The organism is Pseudomonas sp. TE3899 (assembly GCF_056279105.1).
This window is the reverse complement of the sequence record NZ_JBWBQR010000001.1, coordinates 3,936,932-3,954,228: the sequence shown is the minus strand read 5'-3', so window position 1 is coordinate 3,954,228 and position 17,297 is coordinate 3,936,932. Positions and strand designations below refer to the sequence as shown.

The window sequence follows — 17,297 nt, the reverse complement described above, 5'->3', positions numbered from 1 at the left end:
ATGAAATGCAGTTGACGGTTGTATTTTAAGTTGTACGATGACTTACAACTTCGGCCAAGGCTGAACGGTTTTCTCACACATCACGTCGCTACCCAGGGTGTTCGAATAATGAATCCACAAGAACTGAAGTCCATCCTCTCTTCCGGTCTGCTGTCCTTCCCGGTCACCGACTTCAATGCTCAGGGCGATTTCCATCGCGCGGGCTATATCAAACGTCTCGAATGGCTGGCCCCATACGGCGCCTCGGCACTGTTCGCCGCGGGCGGCACCGGTGAGTTCTTCTCTCTGGCGGCCAGCGAATATTCGGAAATCATCAAGACTGCCGTCGACACCTGCGAAACCAGCGTGCCGATCCTGGCCGGCGTGGGCGGTTCGACTCGCCAGGCCATCGAATACGCACAGGAAGCCGAGCGTCTGGGCGCCAAAGGCCTGTTGCTGCTGCCGCACTACCTGACCGAAGCGAGCCAGGACGGGGTTGCCGCCCACGTTGAGGCCGTGTGCAAATCGGTGAAAATCGGCGTCGTGGTCTACAACCGCAACGTCTGCCGCCTGACCGCGCCGCTGCTGGAACGCCTGGCCGAGCGCTGCCCGAACCTGATCGGCTACAAGGATGGCCTGGGCGATATCGAGTTGATGGTATCGATCCGTCGCCGCCTCGGTGATCGCTTCAGCTACCTGGGTGGCTTGCCGACCGCCGAAGTCTACGCCGCTGCCTATAAGGCGCTGGGCGTGCCGGTTTACTCCTCGGCGGTGTTCAACTTCATCCCGAAAACCGCGATGGATTTCTACCACGCCATTGCCCGCGAAGATCACGCCACCGTGGGCAAGATCATCGACGACTTCTTCCTGCCGTACCTGGACATCCGTAACCGCAAAGCCGGTTACGCGGTGAGCATCGTCAAGGCCGGGGCAAAAATTGTCGGCTATGACGCAGGTCCTGTGCGTGCACCGCTGACCGATCTGACGGCCGAAGAGTACGAAATGCTCGCGGCGCTGATCGACAAGCAAGGTGCTCAGTAACACACCCGATTAAACAAGGCTGCTGAGTAATCAGCGGCCTTTTGCTTGAGGAGATTTCCAGATGGCTGATTCAAAGCGTTTTGATAACTACATCAACGGTGAGTGGGTGGCCGGCAGCGAATACTGCGCCAACATCAACCCGTCCGAACTGACTGACACCATCGGTGAATACGCCAAGGCTGACCTGGCCCAGGTTCACGCCGCCATCGACGCCGCTCGCGCTGCGTTCCCGGCCTGGTCGACCTCGGGCATTCAGGCGCGTCACGATTCGCTGGATAAAGTCGGTACTGAGATCCTCGCCCGCCGCGAAGAACTCGGCACCTTGCTGGCCAGGGAAGAGGGCAAGACCCTGCCCGAAGCCATCGGCGAAGTGACCCGCGCCGGTAACATCTTCAAATTCTTCGCCGGTGAAACCCTGCGCCTGTCCGGCGACTACCTGCCGTCGGTGCGTCCGGGCGTCAACGTTGAAGTCACCCGCGAAGCGTTGGGCGTGGTCGGACTGATCACCCCGTGGAACTTCCCGATTGCGATCCCTGCGTGGAAAATCGCTCCGGCCCTGGCCTACGGCAACTGCGTGGTGCTCAAGCCTGCGGATCTGGTGCCGGGTTGCGCCTGCGCCCTGGCCGAAATCATCTCCCGCGCAGGCTTCCCGGCTGGCGTGTTCAACCTGGTGATGGGCAGTGGTCGTGTGGTTGGCGATGCGCTGGTGCAGAGCCCGAAAGTTGATGGCATCAGCTTCACCGGCTCCGTCGGTGTCGGTCGCCAGATCGCCGTCAGCTGCGTGTCGCGCCAAGCGAAAGTCCAGCTGGAAATGGGCGGCAAGAACCCGCAGATCATTCTCGACGACGCCGACCTCAAGCAAGCGGTCGAGCTGTCGGTACAGAGCGCGTTCTACTCCACCGGCCAGCGTTGCACCGCTTCCAGCCGCTTCATCGTCACCGCCGGGATTCACGACAAGTTCGTTGACGCCGTGGCCGAGCGCATGAAGTCGATCAAGGTCGGCCACGCGCTGAAAACCGGTACCGACATTGGTCCAGTGGTGTCCCAGGCGCAGCTTGAGCAAGACTTGAAGTACATCGACATCGGCCAGTCCGAAGGTGCGCGTCTGGTCAGCGGCGGTGGTCTGGTGACCTGCGATACCGAAGGCTACTACCTCGCCCCGACGCTGTTTGCCGACAGCGAAGCCGCGATGCGCATCAGCCGCGAAGAGATCTTCGGCCCGGTGGCCAACGTGGTTCGCGTGGCGGATTACGAAGCGGCCCTGGCCATGGCCAACGACACCGAGTTCGGTCTGTCGGCGGGCATCGCCACCACGTCGCTGAAGTACGCCAACCACTTCAAACGCCACTCCCAGGCCGGGATGGTGATGGTCAACCTGCCGACCGCTGGCGTGGATTACCACGTGCCGTTCGGCGGGCGTAAAGGTTCATCCTATGGTTCCCGCGAGCAAGGTCGCTACGCGCAAGAGTTCTACACGGTCGTAAAAACTTCCTACATCGGATCGTAACCCGCTGCACCCGCGCGAGGCCTTTGCCTGAGGCCTCGCGTGGCACAAGACCAAAGAATGTTTTACCCGCATAAAAATAATCAGTGGGAGTACATCTACATGCAAGCGACCAAGCCGACCCACGTCCGCTATTTGATTTTGCTCATGCTTTTCCTGGTGACCACGATCAACTACGCCGACCGGGCCACTATCGCCATCGCCGGCTCCAGCCTGCAAAAAGACCTCGGCATCGACGCGGTCACCCTCGGCTATATCTTCTCTGCATTCGGTTGGGCCTACGTGGCCGGGCAAATCCCCGGTGGCTGGTTGCTGGACCGTTTTGGCTCGAAAAAAATCTACGCACTGAGCATCTTCACCTGGTCGCTGTTCACCGTGTTGCAGGGCTATGTCGGTGAGTTCGGCATGTCCACGGCCATTGTTGCGCTGTTCATGCTGCGCTTCCTGGTGGGCCTGGCCGAAGCGCCATCCTTCCCCGGCAACGCACGCATCGTCGCGGCCTGGTTCCCAACCGCTGAACGCGGCACCGCTTCGGCGATCTTCAACTCGGCGCAGTACTTCGCCACGGTGTTGTTTGCGCCGCTGATGGGCTGGATCGTCTACACCTTCGGCTGGCAGCACGTGTTCGTGGTGATGGGCGGCATCGGCATCGTGTTCTCGCTGATCTGGCTGAAAGTTATCCACAGCCCGCGCCAGCACCCGATGATCAACGAAGCCGAGTTCAAGCACATCGCCGACAACGGCGGCATGGTCGACATGGACCAGGACAAGGGCAAAGGTAAAAAGGTCGACGGTCCGAAGTGGGACTACATCCGCCAGTTGCTGACCAACCGCATGATGCTCGGCGTGTACCTGGGCCAGTACTGCATCAATGGCATCACCTACTTCTTCCTGACCTGGTTCCCGGTGTACCTGGTGCAAGAACGCGGCATGACCATTCTCAAGGCCGGTTTCATTGCTTCGTTGCCGGCGATCTGTGGCTTTATTGGTGGGGTGCTCGGCGGGGTGATTTCCGATTACCTGCTGCGCAAGGGCCATTCCCTGACCTTCGCCCGCAAGGCGCCGATCATTGCCGGATTGCTGGTCTCCAGCAGCATCGTCGCGTGCAACTACGTGGACATCGAATGGATGGTCGTCGGCTTCATGGCCCTGGCGTTCTTCGGTAAAGGCGTGGGCGCGCTGGGCTGGGCCGTGGTGTCCGACACCTCGCCAAAACAGATCGCCGCGTTTGAGTGGCGGCCTGTTCAACATGTTCGGCAACATCGCGTCGATCACCACCCCGATCGTGATTGGCTACATCATCAGCGCCACCGGTTCGTTCAAATGGGCGCTGGTGTTCGTCGGTTGCAACGCCCTGGTCGCGGTGTTCAGCTACCTGGTGATCGTTGGTCCGATCAAACGCGTGGTGCTCAAAGAGCCGCCAAGCACCGGTCCTGAGCTGACCAAACTATCTGAAGCGCATTCCTGAGGAGCGGCGTCATGCAGTTGATTGAACATTCCGACTCGCCGCGCTACATCCGCCTGCACGAGCGGGACAACGTAGTGATTGTGGTCAACGACCAGGGCGTGCCGGCCGGCACCGAATTTCCCGATGGCCTAGTCACGGTAGATTTCGTGCCCCAGAGCCACAAGGTCACGCTCGAGGATATTCCCGAGGGCGGTCAGGTGATTCGCTACGGCCAGACCATTGGCTACGCCTTGCAGCCGATCCCACGCGGCAGTTGGGTCAAGGAAGATCAACTGCGCATGCCCACCGCGCCACCGCTGGACAGCCTGCCGCTGTCCACCGATGTGCCGGCGACCCAGGCACCGCTGGAAGGCTTCACCTTCGAGGGGTATCGCAACGCCGACGGCACCGTCGGTACGCGCAATATTCTCGGGATCACCACGACGGTGCAGTGCGTCACCGGTGTGCTCGATCATGCGGTCAAGCGCATCAAGGACGAGTTGCTGCCGTTGTACCCGCACGTCGATGACGTGGTGGCGCTGACCCACAGTTACGGCTGCGGCGTTGCGATCACGGCGACCGACGCATACATCCCGATCCGCACCGTGCGCAACCTCGCACGCAACCCGAACCTGGGTGGCGAAGCGCTGGTGATCAGCCTCGGCTGCGAAAAATTGCAGGCCGGGCAGGTGATGCACGACAACGACAGCTCGGTGGATTTGAGCGAGCCTTGGCTGTATCGCTTGCAGGATTCGAGTCACGGTTTCACCGAGATGATCGAGCAGATCATGGCGCTGGCCGAAATCCGTTTGAAGAAGCTTGATCAACGCCGCCGGGAAACCGTGCCGGCGTCCGAGCTGATCCTCGGCATGCAGTGCGGCGGCAGCGATGCGTTTTCCGGGATCACCGCCAATCCGGCGTTGGGTTATGCCTCGGACTTGCTGTTGCGGGCGGGTGCGACGGTGATGTTTTCCGAAGTCACTGAAGTGCGCGATGCGATTTACCTGCTGACCTCCCGCGCCGAAACCAAGGAAGTCGCCGAGGAACTGGTGCGGGAAATGGACTGGTACGACCGTTACCTGGCCAAGGGCGAAGCGGACCGCAGCGCCAACACCACGCCAGGGAACAAGAAGGGCGGGTTGTCGAACATTGTCGAGAAGTCCTTGGGCTCGATCGTCAAATCCGGCAGCAGCGCGATCAACGGCGTACTTGGCCCTGGCGAGCGCTTCAAGCGCAAAGGGCTGATTTTCTGCGCGACCCCGGCCAGTGATTTTGTCTGCGGCACGTTGCAACTGGCGGCGGGGATGAACCTGCATGTGTTCACCACCGGGCGTGGCACGCCGTATGGTTTGGCGATGGCGCCGGTGGTCAAGGTCTCGACCCGGACTGAACTGGCGCAGCGCTGGCCGGACCTGATCGACATCGATGCCGGGCGGATTGCCACCGGGCGCGCTTCGATTGAAGACCTCGGCTGGGAGTTGTTCCATTACTACCTGGACGTGGCCAGCGGCAAGAAACAGACCTGGGCCGAGCAGCACAAACTGCATAACGACATCACCTTGTTCAACCCGGCGCCGATCACTTAAGACCGCGTTATCGTTCTTCGCGGGCAAGTCGAATCGTCGCACCGCTCGCTCCTACAGACCACCGAACCTGTAGGAGCGAGGCTTGCCCGCGAAGGCGTTCTCCCAGACGCCGATGTCTTCCGTGGCATATCATTCGCCCTTAATGACGCCCACCCAAGGTCCCCTCCGGCATGCTGGCAATCTTCCTCGAAACCCTGAACATCACCGCGCCGGTGTTTGCCATGCTGTTTCTGGGTGTGCTGCTCAAGCGCATCGACTGGATCAACGACAACTTCATCCACACCGCCTCGGCCCTGGTGTTCAATGTCACCATGCCGGCGTTGCTGTTCCTCGGCATCCTGCATGCCGACCTGCACGCTGCATTGCAGCCGGCGCTACTGATCTACTTTTCGGTGGCGACCCTGGCGAGTTTCGCCATCGCCTGGGGCTGGGCGATCTGGAAGTGTCCGCGGGAAGACCGGGGCATCTACACCCAAGGCGCGTTTCGCGGCAACAACGGGGTGATTGGCCTGGCGCTGGCCGCGAGCATGTACGGCGACTACGGGATTTCCCTCGGGGCGATTCTCGCGGCGTTGGTGATCCTGTTTTACAACACCCTCTCGACCATCGTGTTGGCGGTGTACAGCCCGGTGATCAAGTCCGATCCGTGGAGCATCTGCAAAAGCGTGTTCAGCAACCCGCTGATCATCAGCGTGTTTGCGGCGGCGCCATTTGCCTATTTCAAGCTCAGTTTGCCGGGCTGGCTGGAGACTTCAGGCCAGTACCTGGCGCAAACCACCTTGCCGTTGGCGCTGATCTGCATCGGCGGCACCTTGTCCCTGGCGGCGTTGCGCAAAAGCGGCAACATGGCGCTGAGCTCAAGCCTGGTGAAGATGATCGGCCTGCCGGTGCTGGCGACCGTAGGCGCGTGGCTGTGGGGTTTTCGTGGGGCGGAGCTGGGGATCTTGTTTCTGTACTTCGGCAGCCCGACGGCGGCGGCGAGTTTTGTCATGGCGCGTCAGGCCAACGGCAACCATGAATTGGCGGCGGCGATTATTGTGATTACGACATTGATGGCCGCGGTGACCACCAATATCGGGATCTTTGTGTTGCAGTGGGGTGGGTGGATTTAGCGTTTCGCTTCCAGGTCGCTCAGCCAGCGGGCGACATTCGGTCGATAGCCGACCCCGTCGACTGCGCCCTCATCATAGCCGTAGTACATGGCGGCTTCCCTGAAGACTAGCGGTGGATAGTATTCGCGCCTTTCCGACAGCGCATAACCTTGCACGATCGCCAGGGCTGCCGCACACAGTGGGGTTGCACTCGAGGTTCCTGAATAGGAAGAGGTGTAGCTTGCGTTGATGCCTCGGTTTTGCAGATGTCCATAACCGGTAGTCGTCACTGAGTCACCCCATGAATTGAGCCACAGAGAGTAGTGGTTGTAGTTGGACGTTGATCTACGGCGCCCGGTGCTGGGTGTGCAAGCACCCACCAGTGTGCCGCCGCTGTCACCCCAATCATTCATAGCGCTTTCGCTCAGATTCATTGCACCGTTGGCGGCGGCGAGCAGAACGGTGACATGGCGCTGGGTCAGCGCGTGAATTTTGTCCCACCATGACTTACTGTCGATCACGGGCAGACGGCCACGGATGCTGTCATTGAATTCGATGTCCAGGGCCACAATGTCGGCCAACTCGGCGTTCTGAACAATTAAATCAAGATCCCCCGTGTCGTAGAAAAGAAAGCGGCAGCCGTGCGCTATGCCCTTGACCCCAAAGCTGTTGTCGGTTCCAACCACACAGCCACAGGAGGCTGTCCCGTGGTTGCAATCTTCGGTTTCCAAACGACTAGTGATCACCTGAACATTGGTCAGGTCTTCATGGTTTTTATACACACCGAAATCAAGATGGTGCACGGTTGCACCGGCGCCATGCCGTTCATCCCAGATGCTGCGGATGTTCATCCCACGAGGGGCATCAACGTAAGTTTGCAGTTGGGTAAAGTCCGGCGTGGGGGTGTCTGTGCTTGTCAGTTGTTCTTGTTCCTCAATGCCCTCAGCCGCCAGCGCGGGAAGTTCCGGCGCTTTCATCGATTTAGTGTCCGGTGTGACGGAACAGTAAATAACATAGTCCAGGGTTTCCAACTCCGTTGCGATCGGGATCAAGTCCTCTTTTGGGATAACGCCGTCAATCCGGTAGAAATCGGAAAATGCCTCAAGACCCTTTTTACGCGTGGTCACCGCCGAAAAAACCAGCCTGAAGCGGAGCGTATGCTTGATGCCGTTGAAGATGGACAGCACTTTGGCAGACTCGTGTTCAAGCTTCGCCAGACCGCCAGGTTGAAACTTGACCTCAAGGAAATGATGTTCGATACCTTCATAGAGCCAGTGACCACCTTTAAGAGATTTGCTGGGCCGTTGGTTCACGGCAGGCGCAACGGGATAGGGCTGAGAAATCGGGGATATATTGATTTCCATCGATTCGCCAGTCGCCAGTGTTCCATCATCCAGCGTCAGTCGGCAGGTAGCCTTATAAGTACCGGCTGGCTGATTATCAAAGCTCAGGGTTTCATCTTTTGTTAGTGAGTCAATCTGCGCGACCGTCTTACCCGCTCGTTGCAGGTGATACTGAATGTGCTTGAAGGCTTTTACGCCGATGTATCTAACGTGGATTTTTCCATCAAATTCAACGCTACTGAATATCATCAGGTCGGGTTTCATGGCTCTTGTCCCTGTCATTTGATAGGCGTGGGGGAACTCGCTGCAGACAGGCAGATTGTTGAATAGGGATGGAGGATTTTCGACTGTCAGAAATACCAGTTTCGACGAATGGCTATCTGGCGGGCAAACTTGTGAGTCAGGACAAACCAGAAGACTGGATCGTCTCCCGGTTCGAGTGGCAGAACGCCTTACTGTACCGGCTTGTAGGTTTCGATCACTTCCTGCGCCGCGCGAAACGCATCAATCGCCGCCGGCACCCCGGCATACACCGCGCAATGCAGCAGCGCTTCACGAATCTCTTCCACGGTGCAGCCATTGTTCAGCGCGCCACGCACGTGACCTTTCAACTCCTGCGGGCACTTCAACGCGGTCAGCGCGGCGAGGGTGATCAGGCTGCGGGTTTTCAAGGGCAAACCCTCACGGTTCCAGACGCTGCCCCAGGCGTGTTCGTTGACGAAATCCTGCAGCGGTTGGCTGAACTCGGTGGCATTGCCCAGTGCGCGGTCGACGAACGCATCGCCCATCACTTGGCGGCGTACTTCAACGCCGGGCTTCTTGTTGTCGGTCATGGCACATCCCTCTTGTGGTGTTGGCGGCGCCAGGCGCGCAGCGACGTGAACAGCAAGAACGCCACCAGCGCCGGCAGGACGAAAATCAGCATCAAATGTTCAAGCTTGCCGGCCAGGGGCATGCCGGTGGTGAACGACACCACGTGCAACCCGTAGGCCAGGTACAAACCCAGAAACAGCAGGCCCTCGGCCCGGGTCACCCGATAACCGGAATAGAACACCGGCAGGCACAGCGTGGCGACGCCGAGCATCACCGGCAGATCGAAATCCAGGGCATTGGGCGACACCGACAGCGGCGACGGCGCCACCAAGGCGGTAAAGCCCAGCACGCCCAACAGGTTGAACAAGTTGCTGCCGATCACATTGCCCACGGCAATCTCCCGCTGACCGCGCAGGGCGGCGATCAGCGAGGTGGCCAGTTCCGGCAGGGAGGTGCTGATGGCGACGATGGTCAGGCCGATGACGCGCTCTGACAGCCCCAGATCGGTAGCGACCGACACCGCAGCGCCCAGCAGCAAATGACCGGCATACACCAGCATCCCCAGGCCGGCGACGATCATCAGCAGGCTGGTGATCCACGGGGCTTGTGCGGTGGCCTCGTGAGTCGATTGTGGCCGGGTCGAGTGCCGCGACTGGCGCAACAGCAAACCCAGGTAAACCACCAGCGCGGTCAGCAGGATGACACCGTCGGTGCGGGTCAGTTCTTCGTTCCAGGCCAATACACAGACCAACAGGCTGGCGCCGATCATCAGCGGAATGTCCAGCCGAACAAGCTGGCGCGAGACCCGCAACGGAATGATCAGCGCCGACAGACCGAGGGTGACGAGGATGTTGAAGATGCTGCTGCCGATCACGCTGCCGACGGCGATGTCAGGGTTTTGCGCCAGCATGGCCTGCAGGCTGACCGCCATTTGCGGGGCGCTGCTGCCGAGGGCGACGATGGTCAGGCCGATGATCAGCGGCCGCACATGCAGGCGCGCGGCCAGGCGCACGGCGGCGCGCACCATCAGCTCGGCGCCGGCGATCAATAGAAACAGGCCGCTGAGCAGTTCGATCAGGCTCAGCAGAGGGATGTCTTCTAATCCGTAAATGGTCTCGGCTCCGTCAATCGTCGAGGGCTTGCACGCGAACCCGTGCGGTACCGGCGCGCAGCATGCCCAGCCGCTCGGCGGCTTCGTGAGACAGATCGATCAGGCGCCCACGGGTATGCGGCCCGCGATCATTGATGCGCACCACGCAGGATTTGTCGTTATTCAGATTGGTGACCTTCACCCGCGTGCCGAAGGGCAACTGGCGATGGGCGGCGGTCAGGGAATTCTTGTCGAAACGCTCACCGCTGGCGGTGCGTTTACCTTGGTGTCTGGCGCCGTAATAGGACGCGGTGCCGGTCTTGTCGTAACCGTGTGGGTCGATGATGTCGTTGCTGGCGCAACCGGCCAGCAGGGAGAGCAGGGCGCAGGCGCCCAGTAGACGCTTCATTCAAAAGCTCCCAAGTGATCGTTCCCACGCTCCCGCGTGGGAACGCATCCCGTGACGCTCTGCGTCACATTGCGATGGACGCGGAGCGTCCGGGGCGGCATTCCCACGCAGAGCGTGGGAACGATCCTCGGGCCCAAGACCACGGTTTAGCCTTCGAGCTTGCTTTTCAGCAGTTCGTTGACCTGTTGCGGGTTGGCCTTGCCTTTGGAGGCTTTCATGGCCTGGCCGACGAAGAAGCCGAACATCTTGCCGCGTTTGGCTTCGTCTGCCGCGCGGTACTGTTCAACCTGTTCGGCGTTGGCCGCGAGCATCTCGTCCAGCACCGCCGAGATGGCGCCGCTGTCGGTCACTTGCTTGAGGCCGCGCTTGTCGATGATCTCGTCCGCGCTGCCTTCGCCGTTGGCCATCGCCTCAAACACAACCTTGGCGATTTTGCCGGAGATGGTGTTGTCGGTGATGCGCAGCAGCATGCCGCCCAGTTGCTCGGCCGAGACCGGCGACTGTTCGATGTCCAGGCCCTGTTTGTTCAACAGGCTGCCCAGTTCAACCATCACCCAGTTGGCCGCGAGTTTGGCGTCGCCGCCGATGCTTACGACTTTCTCGAAGTAATCGGCTTGCTCGCGGCTGGTGGCCAGGACGCTGGCGTCATACACCGACAGACCGAACTGCGCCTGGAAGCGCTCGCGTTTCTGCGGTGGCAATTCCGGCAGGGTGGCGCGCACGTCCTTGAGGAATGAGTCCTCAATCACCACTGGCAGCAGGTCCGGATCGGGGAAGTAACGGTAGTCGTTGGCTTCCTCTTTACTGCGCATCGGACGGGTTTCGTCCTTGTTCGGATCGTACAGGCGGGTCTGCTGGATCACTTTGCCGCCGTCTTCGATCAGCTCGATCTGACGGCGCACTTCGCTGTTGATCGCCTTCTCGATAAAGCGGAACGAGTTGACGTTCTTGATCTCGCAGCGGGTGCCGAATTCAACCTGGCCTTTCGGACGGATCGACACGTTGCAGTCGCAACGCAGCGAACCTTCGGCCATGTTGCCGTCGCAGATGCCCAGGTAACGCACCAGCGCGTGGACGGTCTTGACGTAGGCCACGGCTTCCTTGGCGCTGCGCATGTCCGGCTCGGAGACGATTTCCAGCAGCGGCGTGCCGGCACGGTTCAGGTCGATGCCGGTGGCGCCGTTGAACTCTTCGTGCAGGCTTTTACCGGCGTCTTCTTCCAGGTGCGCACGGGTCACGCCGACACGTTTGATCGTGCCGTCTTCCATGGCGATGTCCAGGTGGCCCTTGCCGACGATCGGCAATTCCATCTGGCTGATCTGGTAGCCCTTGGGCAGGTCCGGGTAGAAATAGTTTTTACGGGCGAACACGTTGTGCTGGCCGATTTCGGCATCGATGGCCAGGCCGAACATCACCGCCATGCGTACCGCTTCCTGGTTCAGCACCGGCAGCACGCCGGGCATGCCCAGGTCTACCAGGCTGGCCTGGGTGTTCGGCTCGGAACCGAAGGTGGTGGAACTACCGGAAAAAATTTTCGACCGGGTGGTGAGCTGGGTATGAATCTCCAGCCCGATCACGACTTCCCATTGCATGTGTTTCTCCTCAGAAGCCGGTTGGGGTGCGGGTGTGCCAGTCAGTGTTGAGCTGATACTGGTGGGCAACGTTCAACAGGCGACCTTCCTGGAAATACGGGGCGAGCAATTGCACGCCGACCGGCAGACCGTCGACAAAACCGGCCGGCATGGACAAGCCCGGCAGGCCCGCGAGGTTGGCGGTGATGGTGTAGACGTCTTCCAGATAGGCAGCGACCGGGTCGCTGTTCTTGGCGCCGAGCTTCCAGGCCGGGTTCGGCGTGGTTGGGCCGAGGATGATGTCGACCTCATTGAAGGCGGCCATGAAGTCGTTTTTCACCAGGCGACGGATCTTCTGCGCCTTCAGGTAGTAGGCGTCGTAGTAACCGGCCGACAGCGCGTAGGCACCGACCATGATCCGGCGCTGTACTTCGGCGCCAAAACCTTCGCCACGGGAACGCTTGTACAGGTCTTCCAGGTTTTTCGGGTCTTCGCAGCGATAGCCGAAACGCACGCCGTCGAAACGCGACAGGTTGGAGGACGCTTCTGCCGGGGCGATTACGTAGTACGCAGGAATCGCGTGCTGCATGTTCGGCAGGCTGATTTCCTTGATCACGGCACCGAGCTTTTCCAGCTCTTTAATGCTGGTGTGGATCAGCTCGGCAATGCGCGGGTCGAGACCGGCGCTGAAGTATTCCTTCGGCACGCCGATGCGCAGGCCTTGCAACGAGGTGTTGAGGCTGGCGCTGTAATCCGGCACCGGTTCGTCGATGCTGGTGGAATCATTGGCATCAAAACCGGCCATGCCTTGCAGCAGAATCGCGCAGTCTTCGGCAGTGCGTGCCAACGGGCCGCCCTGATCGAGGCTGGAGGCGTAGGCGATCATGCCCCAGCGCGAAACGCGACCGTACGTCGGTTTCAGGCCGGTGAGGTTGGTGAACGCAGCGGGTTGGCGGATCGAGCCGCCGGTGTCGGTGGCGGTCGCGGCTGGCAGCAGGCGCGCGGCAACGGCAGCGGCCGAACCACCGGACGAACCGCCCGGCACGTGTTCCAGGTTCCACGGGTTTTTCACCGCGCCGTAGTAGCTCGACTCGTTGGCCGAACCCATGGCGAATTCGTCCATGTTGGTCTTGCCAAGGGTCACAGCGCCGGCAGCGGCCAGTTTGGCGACCACGGTGGCGTCGTACGGTGCTTTAAAGTTGTCGAGCATCTTCGAGCCGCAGCTGGTGCGGATGCCCTGGGTGCAGAACAGGTCTTTATGGGCGATCGGCGCGCCGAGCAGGGCGCCGCTCTCACCATTGGCGCGGCGTGCGTCAGCGGCTTTCGCCTGCTGGAGCGCCAGGTCTTCGGTGAGGCTGATGAAACTGTTGAGCTGTGGATCGAGCTGGGCGATGCGCGCCAGCAGGACTTTGGTCAGCTCTTCGGAAGAAAACTTTTTATCGGCGAGACCGCGGGCGATCTCGGCCAGAGTCATTTGATGCATTGCAGGCTCTTTCCCTTTAGTCGATGACTTTCGGAACCAGGTACAGGCCGTTTTCGACCGCTGGTGCGATGGACTGATAGGCCTCGCGATGATTGGTCTCGGTCACAACGTCGGCACGCAGGCGCTGGCTGGCTTCCAGTGGGTGGGCCAGCGGCTCGATACCGTCGGTATTGACCGCCTGCATTTCGTCGACCAGCCCAAGAATGCTGTTCAGGGCCGAAGTGATGTGTGGAAGATCGGCATCATTCAGGCCAAGGCAGGCCAGATGAGCGATTTTTTCCACGTCGGAGCGTTCAAGCGCCATTGCGATTCTCCAGTGGAAAACAGAACGGACGGCGTCCGTGTGTTAGATTGTCGGAACACTACCGCATTTCTACGGTCATAAGGCCGCGATTGTGGGGGTTGGTGCACAGAAAAGCGGCCAATTTAACATATTGGCGCCTTGCCCAAAATCCCTGTCGTTGTTAGAGTTTGCCGCACTTTTTTACCCACGCGTTGCCTAGGGTCCCTTTCCCATGTTCAAGAAACTGCGTGGCATGTTTTCCAGCGATCTTTCCATTGACCTGGGCACTGCCAACACCCTTATTTACGTGCGCGAGCGCGGAATCGTCCTGAATGAGCCCTCCGTTGTGGCTATTCGGACACACGGTAACCAGAAAAGTGTCGTTGCTGTCGGCACCGAGGCCAAGCGCATGCTCGGCCGTACGCCGGGCAACATTGCCGCCATTCGTCCGATGAAAGACGGCGTGATCGCCGACTTCAGCGTCTGCGAAAAGATGCTGCAGTACTTTATCAACAAGGTTCACGAAAACAGCTTCCTGCAGCCTAGCCCTCGCGTGCTGATCTGCGTTCCATGCAAATCGACCCAGGTCGAGCGTCGTGCCATCCGTGAGTCGGCCCTTGGTGCCGGTGCCCGTGAAGTGTTCCTGATCGAAGAGCCGATGGCTGCTGCGATCGGCGCCGGCCTGCCGGTTGAAGAAGCGCGCGGTTCGATGGTGGTCGATATCGGTGGTGGTACCACTGAAATCGCGCTGATCTCCCTGAACGGTGTGGTTTACGCCGAGTCCGTACGGGTTGGCGGCGACCGCTTCGACGAAGCGATCATCACCTACGTGCGTCGCAACTACGGCAGCCTGATCGGCGAATCCACCGCCGAGCGCATCAAGCAGGAAATCGGTACCGCCTACCCGGGCGGCGAAGTTCGCGAAGTCGACGTTCGTGGCCGTAACCTGGCTGAAGGCGTTCCACGCGCATTCACCCTGAACTCCAATGAAGTGCTGGAAGCTCTGCAAGAGTCCCTGGCCACCATCGTTCAGGCTGTGAAAAGTGCCCTGGAGCAATCGCCGCCGGAATTGGCTTCCGACATCGCCGAGCGTGGCCTGGTGCTGACCGGTGGTGGCGCCTTGCTGCGCGACCTCGACAAGTTGCTGGCCCAGGAAACCGGTCTGCCGGTGATCGTTGCCGAAGATCCGCTGACCTGCGTGGCTCGCGGCGGTGGTCGTGCCCTGGAAATGATGGATAAACACACCATGGATCTGCTGTCGAGCGAGTGATCTCGTCCGACACCTCTATGCTGTGAGCGCGCAGGCAGCACTTTGCAGTGCTGCCTGTTGCGTTTATCTTCTGTCAGTCTGCATCCAGGCCGGTTTGATGCCGTATGAATAAAGAGAACATTTGCCTGGGAGGAGCGGCTTATTAAACCGCTTTTCGCCAAAGGCCCCTCACTGGGCGTGCGCTTATTGGTGCTGGTCGTGCTTTCGGTCGCGCTGATGGTGGTCGATGCCCGCTTCACACTGCTCAAGCCAGTGCGTAGCCAGATGTCGCTGGTGCTGATGCAGTCCTACTGGATCACCGACCTGCCACAGCGGCTATGGCAAGGTGTGGCCAGCCAATTCGGCAGCCGTACCGAACTGGTTGCCGAGAACGAAAAACTCAAGACCGAAAACCTGCTGTTGCAGGGCCGTATGCAGAAGCTTGCCGCCCTCACCGAGCAGAACGTTCGGCTGCGCGAGTTGCTCAATTCCTCCGCGCTGGTCAACGAGAAGGTCGAAGTGGCCGAGTTGATCGGCATGGACCCCAACCCCTTCACCCATCGCATCATCATCAACAAAGGTGAGCGCGACGGTGTGGTCCTCGGCCAGCCGGTGCTCGACGCCCGTGGCTTGATGGGCCAGGTGGTGGAGTTGATGCCCTACACCTCCCGCGTGCTGTTGTTGACCGACACGACCCACAGCATCCCGGTGCAGGTGAACCGTAACGGCCTGCGGGCGATTGCCAGCGGTACCGGCAACCCGGAGCGCCTGGAACTGCGTCACGTCGCCGACACCGCCGACATTAAAGAAGGCGATCTGCTGGTCAGCTCCGGCCTCGGCCAGCGCTTCCCGGCGGGTTACCCGGTGGCGACGGTCAAGGAAGTGATTCACGATTCCGGCCAGCCGTTTGCCATCGTCCGCGCCGTACCGACTGCGGCCTTGAACCGCAGCCGTTATCTGTTGCTGGTATTCAGCGATGGTCGCACTGCCGAAGAACGCGCTAACGAAGCCGCCCAGGCCCAGGAAGCGCTGGACCAGCACGGCGGCGGGCCGATCATTCCGGCCACGGTGCCGAAACCGATTCCAGCCGTCGTGCCAGTTCCGGCCGTTGCCGCGCCAGTCACCGCACCAGCGGTCACAACGCCCACTGCAACGACACCGACCAAGCCTGCGGCCAGCACCCGTGCGGCCAAACCTGTCGCCAAACCGGCTGCCCCGAAACCTGCTGCCAAACCGCCAGTCACTGCACCGGCCACCACTGGGGGACGAGAATAATGGCGGGCGCTACTTCATCGCGTAACGGCTGGATCGTCTGGCTGACCTTCGCCATCGGCCTGCTGCTCAGCGTTTCGCCGCTGCCGCAGTTCATGGAAATCCTGCGCCCCTTGTGGCTGGCCTTGCTGCTGGCGTTCTGGGCGCTGGCCTTGCCGCAAACCGTCGGCATGGTCACCGCGTTTTGCCTGGGGCTGGCCGAAGACGTGCTCTACGGCACCTTGCTGGGCCAGAATGCGTTGATCCTGACGCTCATCACCTTCCTCGTGCTGTCGCTGCAACAACGTCTGCGCATGTTCCCGATGTGGCAGCAGTGCCTGGTGATCCTGGTGATTTTCGGCCTCGCGCAATTGGTGCAGTTGTGGCTCAGCGCCCTGACCGGCAACCGTCAGCCAACCTTGGCGCTGGTACTTCCGGCACTGGTGAGTGCGCTGCTCTGGCCGTGGATCAGCTTCGGTTTGCGTGGACTGCGTCGGCGCTACAAGATCAATTAATTCGGTCAGGCATTTGCCCGCACCTCGACAAGGGAGATGTCTGGATGAAATTGCTTTACCTCGCCTCAGGCTCGCCGCGTCGGCGTGAACTGCTCACGCAGATCGGCGTGCCGTTCTCCGCCATCAGTGCGGACATCGACGAAACCCCTTTGCACAACGAAACCCCATCGGCCTATGTCGAGCGCCTGGCGCGCGGCAAGGCCGAGGCCGGGCGCGGCACTGTCGTGTCCGACGCAGCGTTCTGTGTATTGGGCGCGGACACCGCCGTGGTGCTGGACGGGAAAATTCTCGGCAAGCCGGTGGACGATGCCGACGCTTGCGCCATGCTTATGCTGTTGGCAGGGCATGAACACGAAGTGCTGACGGCGATTGCCGTGCTCGAAGGTGAGCGTTGCGAGTCGCGGGTGGTGCGCAGCCGGGTGCGGTTTCGTGACATCAGCCGCGAGGAAGCAGCGGCCTATTGGGCCAGCGGCGAACCCCGGGACAAGGCCGGCGGCTATGGGATTCAAGGACTTGGCGCGGTGTTTGTCGCCGGGCTCGATGGCAGCTATTCGGCGGTGGTCGGATTGCCGCTGTGCGAAACCGCAGAACTCCTCGGCCATTTCGGCATACCCTGTTGGCAAACCCTAAACGCGCGCTAAG

At 60.6% G+C, this 17,297-nt stretch carries 15 protein-coding genes and 1 pseudogene; 9 read left to right on the top strand and 7 right to left on the bottom strand.

Annotated elements, in window-relative coordinates:
- The first annotated feature begins 108 nt into the window (after window positions 1-108).
- From kdgD to ACZ89E_RS18155, 5 genes and pseudogenes are all read left to right on the top strand, one after another.
- Window positions 109-1,020, top strand: coding sequence for a 5-dehydro-4-deoxyglucarate dehydratase (kdgD, locus tag ACZ89E_RS18175; RefSeq protein ID WP_149657605.1), 912 nt, complete (start codon window positions 109-111; stop codon window positions 1,018-1,020).
- Window positions 1,021-1,081: 61 nt separating this feature from the next.
- The gene (locus ACZ89E_RS18170) at window positions 1,082-2,527 is read left to right on the top strand and encodes an aldehyde dehydrogenase family protein (protein WP_476256174.1); all 1,446 of its coding nucleotides are present in this window, start codon (window positions 1,082-1,084) and stop codon (window positions 2,525-2,527) included.
- 99 nt (window positions 2,528-2,626) lie between these two features.
- Window positions 2,627-3,992: pseudogene (locus ACZ89E_RS18165) on the top strand (MFS transporter).
- Window positions 3,993-4,003: 11 nt separating this feature from the next.
- Window positions 4,004-5,557, top strand: coding sequence for a galactarate dehydratase (gene garD / locus ACZ89E_RS18160; protein WP_149657602.1), 1,554 nt, complete (start codon window positions 4,004-4,006; stop codon window positions 5,555-5,557).
- Window positions 5,558-5,727: 170 nt separating this feature from the next.
- Complete coding sequence (locus ACZ89E_RS18155) at window positions 5,728-6,669, top strand: AEC family transporter (RefSeq protein ID WP_133838521.1); 942 nt, start codon at window positions 5,728-5,730, stop codon at window positions 6,667-6,669.
- On the opposite strand, the gene ACZ89E_RS18150 is transcribed toward ACZ89E_RS18155, so the two are convergent.
- The 7 genes from ACZ89E_RS18150 to gatC all read right to left on the bottom strand — a co-directional run bounded on the left by ACZ89E_RS18150 (window position 6,666) and on the right by gatC (window position 13,661).
- A complete protein-coding gene (locus tag ACZ89E_RS18150) occupies window positions 6,666-8,255 on the bottom strand; it encodes a S8 family serine peptidase (protein WP_476256173.1) in 1,590 nt (529 codons plus the stop codon). The two genes, ACZ89E_RS18155 and ACZ89E_RS18150, sit on opposite strands and share 4 nt — an antisense overlap.
- A 188-nt stretch (window positions 8,256-8,443) precedes the next feature.
- Window positions 8,444-8,824 carry a carboxymuconolactone decarboxylase family protein gene (locus ACZ89E_RS18145; RefSeq protein WP_149657600.1) on the bottom strand — a complete coding sequence of 127 codons (381 nt, stop codon included), beginning with the start codon at window positions 8,822-8,824 and terminating at the stop codon, window positions 8,444-8,446.
- On the bottom strand, window positions 8,821-9,882 hold the full coding sequence (locus ACZ89E_RS18140) for a calcium/sodium antiporter (protein ID WP_476257060.1): 1,062 nt from the start codon (window positions 9,880-9,882) through the stop codon (window positions 8,821-8,823). The genes ACZ89E_RS18145 and ACZ89E_RS18140 overlap by 4 nt, the downstream gene beginning before the upstream one ends.
- 46 nt (window positions 9,883-9,928) lie before the next feature.
- Complete coding sequence (locus tag ACZ89E_RS18135) at window positions 9,929-10,303, bottom strand: septal ring lytic transglycosylase RlpA family protein (RefSeq protein WP_149657598.1); 375 nt, start codon at window positions 10,301-10,303, stop codon at window positions 9,929-9,931.
- Between the two features lie 146 nt (window positions 10,304-10,449).
- Window positions 10,450-11,895, bottom strand: coding sequence for an Asp-tRNA(Asn)/Glu-tRNA(Gln) amidotransferase subunit GatB (gene gatB / locus ACZ89E_RS18130; RefSeq protein ID WP_463259401.1), 1,446 nt, complete (start codon window positions 11,893-11,895; stop codon window positions 10,450-10,452).
- 10 nt (window positions 11,896-11,905) lie between these two features.
- Window positions 11,906-13,357, bottom strand: coding sequence for an Asp-tRNA(Asn)/Glu-tRNA(Gln) amidotransferase subunit GatA (gene gatA, locus ACZ89E_RS18125; RefSeq protein ID WP_123516360.1), 1,452 nt, complete (start codon window positions 13,355-13,357; stop codon window positions 11,906-11,908).
- A 16-nt stretch (window positions 13,358-13,373) separates the two neighbouring features.
- The gene (gatC, locus tag ACZ89E_RS18120) at window positions 13,374-13,661 is read right to left on the bottom strand and encodes an Asp-tRNA(Asn)/Glu-tRNA(Gln) amidotransferase subunit GatC (RefSeq protein WP_007901429.1); all 288 of its coding nucleotides are present in this window, start codon (window positions 13,659-13,661) and stop codon (window positions 13,374-13,376) included.
- A gap of 211 nt (window positions 13,662-13,872) precedes the next feature.
- Between gatC and mreB the strand changes: the two genes are divergently transcribed.
- The 4 genes from mreB (at window position 13,873) to ACZ89E_RS18100 (ending at window position 17,296) form a co-directional block, all read left to right on the top strand.
- Entirely contained in the window at window positions 13,873-14,910 is a 1,038-nt protein-coding gene (gene mreB / locus ACZ89E_RS18115) for a rod shape-determining protein MreB (RefSeq protein ID WP_002555108.1), read from the top strand.
- A gap of 189 nt (window positions 14,911-15,099) precedes the next feature.
- Complete coding sequence (mreC, locus tag ACZ89E_RS18110) at window positions 15,100-16,164, top strand: rod shape-determining protein MreC (protein ID WP_372242322.1); 1,065 nt, start codon at window positions 15,100-15,102, stop codon at window positions 16,162-16,164.
- The gene (gene mreD, locus ACZ89E_RS18105) at window positions 16,164-16,655 is read left to right on the top strand and encodes a rod shape-determining protein MreD (protein ID WP_133838528.1); all 492 of its coding nucleotides are present in this window, start codon (window positions 16,164-16,166) and stop codon (window positions 16,653-16,655) included. Before mreC ends, mreD begins: the two co-directional genes overlap by 1 nt.
- Window positions 16,656-16,699: 44 nt before the next feature.
- Complete coding sequence (locus ACZ89E_RS18100) at window positions 16,700-17,296, top strand: Maf family protein (protein WP_476256172.1); 597 nt, start codon at window positions 16,700-16,702, stop codon at window positions 17,294-17,296.
- Window position 17,297 lies beyond the last annotated feature (1 nt).

Bases quoted from the DNA above. Each gene is read 5' to 3' on its own strand.
- kdgD (WP_149657605.1), top strand. From the start codon at position 109: ATGAATCCACAAGAACTGAAGTCCATCCTCTCTTCCGGTCTGCTGTCC.
- ACZ89E_RS18170 (WP_476256174.1), top strand. From the start codon at position 1,082: ATGGCTGATTCAAAGCGTTTTGATAACTACATCAACGGTGAGTGGGTG.
- garD (WP_149657602.1), top strand. From the start codon at position 4,004: ATGCAGTTGATTGAACATTCCGACTCGCCGCGCTACATCCGCCTGCAC.
- ACZ89E_RS18155 (WP_133838521.1), top strand. From the start codon at position 5,728: ATGCTGGCAATCTTCCTCGAAACCCTGAACATCACCGCGCCGGTGTTT.
- ACZ89E_RS18150 (WP_476256173.1), bottom strand. From the start codon at position 8,255: ATGAAACCCGACCTGATGATATTCAGTAGCGTTGAATTTGATGGAAAA.
- ACZ89E_RS18145 (WP_149657600.1), bottom strand. From the start codon at position 8,824: ATGACCGACAACAAGAAGCCCGGCGTTGAAGTACGCCGCCAAGTGATG.
- ACZ89E_RS18135 (WP_149657598.1), bottom strand. From the start codon at position 10,303: ATGAAGCGTCTACTGGGCGCCTGCGCCCTGCTCTCCCTGCTGGCCGGT.
- gatB (WP_463259401.1), bottom strand. From the start codon at position 11,895: ATGCAATGGGAAGTCGTGATCGGGCTGGAGATTCATACCCAGCTCACC.
- gatA (WP_123516360.1), bottom strand. From the start codon at position 13,357: ATGCATCAAATGACTCTGGCCGAGATCGCCCGCGGTCTCGCCGATAAA.
- gatC (WP_007901429.1), bottom strand. From the start codon at position 13,661: ATGGCGCTTGAACGCTCCGACGTGGAAAAAATCGCTCATCTGGCCTGC.
- mreB (WP_002555108.1), top strand. From the start codon at position 13,873: ATGTTCAAGAAACTGCGTGGCATGTTTTCCAGCGATCTTTCCATTGAC.
- mreD (WP_133838528.1), top strand. From the start codon at position 16,164: ATGGCGGGCGCTACTTCATCGCGTAACGGCTGGATCGTCTGGCTGACC.
- ACZ89E_RS18100 (WP_476256172.1), top strand. From the start codon at position 16,700: ATGAAATTGCTTTACCTCGCCTCAGGCTCGCCGCGTCGGCGTGAACTG.